The following is a 6,636-nucleotide window of genomic DNA, read 5'->3' as shown; positions in this document are numbered from 1 at the left end:
CTACCCTGGCGCATGTGGGGGGTGGTCACCCCCCCCTGCGCGCCTCCCCCCCTGTGGTGGGGCGTGGACGGTTCTAACCGTCCTCGCCACTCACGAGGCACCTGAGGGTCACGCGGCCGCGGGTTCCTCCGAGAACTGCGTCAGGTACAGCGACGCGTAGCGGCCTTCGCGCGCGAGAAGCTCTTCGTGCGTCCCCCGCTCGACGATCTCCCCGTGCTCGATCACCAGGATCTGGTCCGCCGCCCGAACCGTCGACAACCGGTGTGCGATGACCAGCGCGGTCCGCCCGTCCAGGGCGTCGGTCAGCGCCTCGCCCACGGCCGCCTCGGACTGCGAGTCCAGATGCGCGGTCGCCTCGTCGAGGACGACGACCTTCGGCTGCGCCAGCAGGAGCCGGGCGATGGTCAGCCGCTGCCGTTCACCGCCGGAGAGCCGGTAGCCCCGCTCCCCCACCACGGTCTCCAGCCCGTCCGGCAGGTCCCGGATCAACTCGCCCAGGCGCGCCTTCTCCAGCGCCGACCAGATCTCGGCGTCGGTGACCCCTGGCCGTGCGTACTCGAGGTTCGCGCGGATGGTGTCGTGGAAGAGGTGCCCGTCCTGGGTCACCACGCCGACGGTTTCCCGCAGCGAGGCGAACTCCAGCTCGCGAACGTCCACATCGGACAGACGAACCGACCCGGCGTCGACGTCGTACAGCCGCGGCAGCAGCGAGGCGATCGTCGACTTGCCCGCGCCGGACGATCCCACCAATGCCACCATCTGCCCGGGTTCGGCTCGGAAGCTGATGCCGTGCAACACCTCCTCGCCACCCCGGTGATCCAAAGTGGACACGTCCTCCAGCGACGCCAGCGAGTACCGGTCCGCCGCCGGGTAACCGAAGCGGACGTCCGAGAACTCCACCGAAACCGGGCCTTCGGGAACCCGTCGCGCGTCCGGCTTCTCCTCGATCATCGGCTTGAGGTCGAGCACCTCGAAGACCCGCTCGAACGACACCAGCGCGGTCATCACGTCCACGCGGACGTTCGCCAGCGCGGTCAGCGGCGAGTACAGCCTGGTCAGCAGCAACGCCAGCGCCACGACGGTGCCCGGCGCGAGCGCCCCGGTCAGCGCCAGGTAACCGCCCAGCCCGTAGACCAGCGCCTGCGCGAGCGCCGAGACCGTGGTCAGGCTGGTCAGGAACCAGCGCGTCAGCATCGCCGTGCGAACGCCGATGTCGCGCACCCGTCCGGCCCGCGCGCCGAACTCGCCGGTCTCGCGCTCCGGATCGCCGAACAGTTTCACCAGCGTCGCTCCCGGCGCGGAGAACCGTTCCGTCATCTGCGTGGTCATCGACGCGTTGAGCCCGCCCGCCTCCCGCTGCAGCCCGGCCATCCGCCGCCCGAGCCGCCGCGTCGGCAGGATGAACACCGGCAGCAGCACCAGCGCCAGCAACGTGACCTGCCAGGACAGCGTCACCATGACCACCAGCGACAGCGCCAGCTGGATCACGTTGGTGACCAGACCGGACAGTGTCGCGGTGAACGTGCGCTGCGCGCCGATGACGTCGTTGTTGAGCCTGCTCACCAGCGCGCCGGTGCGGGTGCGGGTGAAGAACGCGACCGGCATCCGCTGCACGTGGCGGTACACCGCGAGCCGCAGGTCGAGGATGATCCCCTCCCCGATCCGCGACGACTGCGCCCGTTCGGCCAGCCCGAGCCCGGCGTCGATCAGCGCCAGCGCCGCGATCACGACGGCGAGCCACACCACCAGCGCGACGTCGTGCCCGCCGATGATCGCGTCGACCACCTTCCCCGCCAGCACCGGCGTGCTCACCGCCAGTACCGCAGAAACGACGGTGAGCACCAGGAATATCAGCAATCTCCGCCAGTGCGGCCTGGCGAACCGCGCGACGCGGCGGAGCGTCCCCTTGTGCAGCCCCTTCGGAACATCGGCGGATCTCATCGCCGAGTTCATCAGCGCGTACGTGTTGTCCATGAGAACCCTCTCTCAGCCCCCAAAACCTCGATATTAGTCGAGAGTTTTCCCGGATATAAGCAAGACCAACACCGCGGCACACCGGATGCTTCCCGGTTTCCGCGTCCTCTTTCCGGCGGGCGTGGCCGCGTCGGTAGCCTGAGCCGGTGACCAAGGACCCAGACCGGCGACGACTGACCATCGACCTGGTCTTCTACACGGGCTGCCTGATCTTCGCCGTCGTGAACACCGCCGTCGCGGAATTCTACGGCTATCGCGTGTGGGCGAACTTCGCTGTAGCGGGTTACGGGCTCGCCGTGGTCCACACCGGCTGGCTGACGATCGCCGCGCGGCGCGGCAAGCGACTGCCCGGCGCACTCGGTTCGCGGTGGATCGGTATCGGCGCCATCGGGTTGTTCGCCATGATCCTTCCGTTGGGAATGCTCGTCATTCGCCGTCTGACCGGAGTGGACTGGCTCGTCACGCCGGACTCGTGGGCCGCGCAGCCCGAGGTCTGGGTCATCGAACGGTCGGCGAAACTCCTTCTGGAGAACGGAACCCCGTACGTCGACGTCACCGCGCTCGGTCGCGCGGTGGAAGTAAACGATTACACGCCATACGGTCCGGTGATGACCGTCTTCGGCCTGCCGCGTGCCTTGTCCGGCGGCGGGCCGGTCGCGAACGCCCTCACCGACGCGCGCTGGATGTTCGCGCTGGCGGCCGTCGCGTGCGTACTGCTGACGCTGCGGCTGCTGAAGTGGCCGAAGATCCCGGTCAGCGCGGCACAACTCGCCCTCGCCTGCCCGCTGACCGCGCTGACCTGGGCGGTCGCCGGCCCGGATCTCGCCATCGTCGGGCTGCTGGTGCTGTCCTTCGCATTGGCCACGACGGGCCGTGCGATCCTGTCGGGTCTGGTGCTGGCACTGGTGGTCAGCGCGAAACTCATCGTCGCGCCGGCGATCGTGGTGCTCGGTGTCCTGTTGATCACGCGGCGTGGTCCTCGCGCACTGGGCGGATTCGCCGCGGCACTCGTGGTGACGACCCTCGTCCTGCACGTACCCGTGTATCTGGTGGACCCCAAGGCGTTCGCCGAGCACGTCTTCCGGTTCCCGCTGGGAATCGGCGTGATCAAGTCACCGGCGGCGAGCCCGTTGCCCGGCCACCTCATCGCCTCGCTCGGCCCGGTGGGCACGGCGGTTTCCTTCGTCCTGCTCGGGATCGCGGCCGTCGCGATCCTCGTCTGGCTGCTGCGACGCCCGCCCGCGACCGGTTCGGACGCGTTGCTGCGCATGGCCGTCGGGCTCGTCGCGCTGATCATGCTCACTCCGGCGACGCGGTACGGCTACCTGGTGTATCCGCTGGTCCTGCTCGGTGCCAGGCTGGCCTTCCTCGCCGCGGAAACCCGTGAAACAGCGGTCCCCGGAAAGGGAACTGCGCCCCCCGCGCAGCAGTCCGCTACTTCCTCGTGACTACTTCTTCTTGACCCTGGTGGCACCGCCACGGCCGCGCAGCTGGACGCCGGACTCCGAGAGGACCCGGTGCACGAACCCGTACGAGCGACCCGTGGACTCCGCAAGAGCGCGGATGCTCGAGCCCTTCTCGTATTTCTTCTTCAGGTCAGCGGCCAGCTTGTCACGCGTGTTGCCGGTGATCCGCGCGCCTTTCTTGAGATCAGCCACGTCGATCGCCTTCCCGCCGAGAGTGTTCTGGGCCACATAACGGCCCCTGTCGCCGCAATGATCGAACACTGAGCGCCGGAATGCCAGACGACGAGCGCAAAACTGCTGAAACCGCGATCACATTGGGCCATTTCAGTGGCCGGATGGCATCGATCAAGCACCCGAACGGACGCAAGCCTCACGCAAGCTGGACAAGTTCCAGATAATCCGCCGACCAATGGTCCTCGGTTCCGTCCGGCAGGAGGATCACGCGTTCCGGCTCCAGCGCCTCGACCGCGCCCGGGTCGTGCGTCACCAGGACGACCGCCCCGGCGAAGCTGCGCAAGGCGTCCAGGACCTGGGCACGGCTGGCCGGGTCCAGGTTGTTCGTCGGCTCGTCGAGCAGCAAAACGTTGGCAGCGCTGGACACCAGACCGGCGAGTGCGAGCCGCGTCTTCTCACCACCGGAGAGCGTGCCGGCGGGCTGATCGAGCTGCTCGCCGGTGAACAGGAACGAGCCGAGAAGGTTCCGCAACTCCTGCGCTCCGGTGTCCGGTGCCAGGTGACGGATATTTTCCCACACGGACGCATCGTGGTCGAGCGTTTCATGCTCCTGTGCGTAATAGCCCAAACGCAATCCGTGACCTGGAATGGTCTCGCCGGTATCCGGAGTTTCCATTCCGCCGAGCAGCCGGAGCAAAGTCGTCTTTCCGGCGCCGTTCAATCCGAGCACGACGACCTTGGAGCCACGGTCGATGGCGAGGTCGACGCCGGTGAAGATCTCGAGCGATCCGTAGGATTTCGAGAGCCCCTCCGCGGTGAGCGGGGTCCGGCCGCACGGGGCGGGCTCGGGGAACTTGATCCGGGCGACCTTGTCGGCCTGCCGGGTCTCGTCGAGCGCGGACAGCATCTGCTCGGCGCGGCGGGCCATGTTCTTGGCGGCCACGGCCTTCGTCGCCTTGGCGCCCAGTTTGGCGGCCTGCTGCTGCAGCGCGGACGCCTTCTTCTCGGCGTTCGCGCGTTCGCGGCGGCGGCGCTTCTCGTCGGTGGCGCGCGCGTCGAGATAGCGCTGCCAGCCCATGTTGTAGAGGTCGATCTCGCCACGGGTCGCGTCGAGGAACCACACCTTGTTGACCACGTCCGCGAGCAGTTCGACGTCGTGGCTGATGACCACGAGACCGCCGTCGTGCTGCTTCAGGAAGCCTCGAAGCCAGTTGATGGAGTCGGCGTCGAGGTGGTTGGTGGGCTCGTCGAGCAGCAGGATCGTCTCGGATTTGCCGCCCGCGCCCGCTTCGGCGGCGGCGAACAGGATGCGGGCCAGCTCCACGCGGCGGCGCTGACCACCCGAGAGCGTCTGCAGCGTCTGCGCGAGCACCCGGTCGGCGAGGCCGAGGTTGGAACAGATCCGCGCGGCCTCGCTCTCGGCGGCATACCCGCCGAGGGAGGCGAAGCGCTCTTCGAGGCGGCTGTAGCGGTTGACCGCCTTGTCGCGTTCCTTCTCGTCCACCAGCTCCGACATCGCGTTCTGCGCTTTTTCCATGTTGCGCAGCAAGGAGTCGAGGCCGCGCGCGGAGAGTACCCGGTCCTTCGCGGTGACGGACAGGTCGCCCTCGCGCGGGTCCTGCGGGAGGTAGCCGAGCTCGCCACTGCGGCGGACCTCGCCCGCGTACGGCTCGCCCTCCCCCGCCAGCACCTTGAGCGAGGTGGTCTTGCCGGCGCCGTTGCGGCCGACCAGGCCGATGCGGTCGCCCTGCTGGATGCGGAGATTGGCGTCGTCGAGCAGAATGCGCGAACCAGCGCGCAGCTGAAGGCCAGAGGCCGTGATCACGGGAACTCCCGGTACAAGGGGTGGATGAGCGGACAGCTTCGACTCGCCGGCCGACGGGCCGGCGAGGAGCTACTCCAAGAGGATGTCCACGCGACCAGTGTACGGGCCGGTGTCGAACGGTTTTATCGGACCGTGCCGGACGTCACGGCCCGGCGAGGGTGATTTCGACCGCGACGGCCCGCTCCGCCGCGTCTTCGAGCACCGTGCGGCGCGGTTCGGCGATGTCGAGCACGCGGGGCTCGGCACGCTGGAACAACGGCGCCAGCCGCCTGTCCTCGCGCAGGGTGTCCAGGGCCCGGCGGTCACCACCGAGGACGACTGCGTCCACTTCGGACAGTTGAGGGACGAGCACCTCGAAGGCGTCGTCCGCGGCGGCCCGTAGCGCCGTGCGGGCCTGCCCTTCCCGGCGCCGCGCGAACCGTTGCTGCGACCACCCGCCCGCCGCGGACCGGCCTTGGACCAGATGCCGGTCCGTCCTGGACTGGACGACCACTCCCCCGCGCGCGATCCCGACACTGTGCCCGCCGCGGCGTACCAGCAGGAGCGCGATCCTGCGCGAGATCAGCGCGTGTTCGATGAGCGGGCCGACGGCGAGACCCGGCTCGGTTCCTTCGGTGTTCAGCGGTCCGAAAGGGACGGTCGCGAGGGCTACCACGCCGTTGCCCGCGATGACGGTGACGGTGTCGGGGCGCAGCTCGGTCTCGCGGACGCCCTCGTTGCGGACGGCGAAACGGGCGTACCAGCCTTCGAGGCGATCCGGCGCGATTTCGACCGCCCGGCCCCCGCCCGCCACCTGCCGCTCCCTCGCCATGGGTCCAACGTACGGGGCGTGGCGCGGATCGGCAGGGGTCGGTCGTTGCCGTTTCGCGGCGACGCTCCGGCTGCGGCCGTGTCGCGAAAGCCACTTTCGGGACACCAGACGTCGCGAAAGTGGCTTTCGCGACATCACCCGACCCACACGGCAAGCCAGAAGGCCCTGCCCGTGCGGCTGTCGCCGTTTCGCGGCAACGGCAGACACGTGTGGGCGTCGCGAAAGCCACCTTGGCAACGTTGAAGGCAGCGAATGTGGATTTCGCAACGCACGCCGCGACTGCGGGGCAAGTAAGCGCCACGCTCCCAGCTGCGACTGGTGTCGCGAAAGCCACTTTCGCGACACCACCCGACCCACAGCGCGTGAAGGCCCCCTTCCCTCGGCTG

General features: G+C 68.7%; 5 protein-coding genes. 1 reads left to right on the top strand and 4 read right to left on the bottom strand.

Going from position 1 to position 6,636, the window contains the following annotated elements:
* Positions 1-108: 108 nt before the first annotated feature.
* Entirely contained in the window at positions 109-1,974 is a 1,866-nt protein-coding gene (locus tag ACFWIW_RS37785; protein ID WP_378372874.1) for an ABC transporter ATP-binding protein, read from the bottom strand.
* 146 nt (positions 1,975-2,120) lie between these two features.
* On the opposite strand from ACFWIW_RS37785, the gene ACFWIW_RS37780 reads away from it, so the two are divergent.
* Positions 2,121-3,422 (top strand): glycosyltransferase 87 family protein, encoded by a 1,302-nt coding sequence (locus ACFWIW_RS37780; protein WP_378372873.1) that lies wholly within the window; start codon positions 2,121-2,123, stop codon positions 3,420-3,422.
* Here the strand turns inward: ACFWIW_RS37780 and ACFWIW_RS37775 are convergent, their stop codons facing one another.
* From ACFWIW_RS37775 to ACFWIW_RS37765, 3 genes are all read right to left on the bottom strand, one after another.
* The gene (locus ACFWIW_RS37775; RefSeq protein WP_003071237.1) at positions 3,423-3,632 is read right to left on the bottom strand and encodes a helix-turn-helix domain-containing protein; all 210 of its coding nucleotides are present in this window, start codon (positions 3,630-3,632) and stop codon (positions 3,423-3,425) included. It lies immediately after the preceding gene.
* A 178-nt stretch (positions 3,633-3,810) separates the two neighbouring features.
* Positions 3,811-5,439, bottom strand: a complete 1,629-nt coding sequence (locus ACFWIW_RS37770) for an ABC-F family ATP-binding cassette domain-containing protein (RefSeq protein ID WP_378372872.1) — start codon at positions 5,437-5,439, stop codon at positions 3,811-3,813.
* Positions 5,440-5,581: 142 nt separating this feature from the next.
* Positions 5,582-6,250 carry an acVLRF1 family peptidyl-tRNA hydrolase gene (locus ACFWIW_RS37765; RefSeq protein WP_378372871.1) on the bottom strand — a complete coding sequence of 223 codons (669 nt, stop codon included), beginning with the start codon at positions 6,248-6,250 and terminating at the stop codon, positions 5,582-5,584.
* Positions 6,251-6,636: the final 386 nt, after the last annotated feature.

It is taken from the genome of Amycolatopsis sp. NPDC058340 (genome assembly GCF_042723975.1).
Lineage (GTDB): Bacteria > Actinomycetota > Actinomycetes > Mycobacteriales > Pseudonocardiaceae > Amycolatopsis.
The sequence above is the reverse complement of the archived record's forward strand: the minus strand, read 5'-3'. Positions and strand labels throughout refer to the sequence as shown.